This is a genomic window from Streptomyces sp. bgisy159 (assembly GCF_057707805.1).
Window position 1 is genome coordinate 1 of sequence record NZ_JBYIQX010000129.1, and the last position, 798, is coordinate 798.

At 69.7% G+C, this 798-nt stretch carries 1 protein-coding gene; it reads left to right on the plus strand.

Translation table 11 applies throughout. The features are described from left to right. On the plus strand, positions 1-620 hold a 620-nt coding region (locus tag AC3ET3_RS36115), incomplete at its 5' end, for an IS701 family transposase (protein WP_435613736.1). Between the last annotated feature and the right edge of the window lie 178 nt (positions 621-798).

Here is a 798-nt window from a genome sequence, read left to right on the forward strand (position 1 = left end):
AAGAGGTCACCTTCCGTACCAAGCCCGCCCTGGCCCGCGCGATGCTGGAGCGGGCCCTCGCCGCGAAGCTGCCCTTTCGCTGGGTGACCGGCGACGAGGTCTACGGCCAGGACCCCCTCCTGCGCGGCTGGCTGGCCGAGCAGCGCCTGAGCTACGTGCTCGCGATCGCCTACAAGCATCGATGCGGGCCGCGCGGGCAGAACGCCCGTACCATCTCGGCGATCCTGCCGGAACATGCCTGGGAAATCCGCTCTGCCGGTGACGGCGCCCACGGCCTGCGTGAATACGCCTGGGCTCTGGTCCCGCTGCCCGGCGAGCGCGACGACGGTTTCGAAGACGCCCTGCTGATCCGCCGCAGCCTCGCCGACGGCGAGCACGCCTACTACCTCACCCACGCCCCGACAGGCACCGCGCTGGCGGAGATCGTGCGGGCCGCCGGCGCCCGCTGGGCAATCGAGGAGTGCTTCCAGGCCGCAAAGAACGAGGCCGGCCTCGACCACTACCAGGTACGCCAATACCCGGCCTGGTACCGGCACATCACCCTCGCCATGGCGGCTGCCGCACACCTGACTGCAGTCCGGGCCACGGCTCATGAAAAGGGGGACACGGCCGCGACCTGATCCGACTGAGCGTGAACGAGATCAGCCGCCTGCTGAGCAGATTCACCCACGCCATCCGGCACGAAGCCGGTCACATCCTGCACTGGTCACGCTGGCGCCGCCGCCATCAATACCGCGCCCGCCTCAGCCATTACCGCCGCCGAGGCCACCGCCCCCCGTAACTGCGGCTGCAGTACTA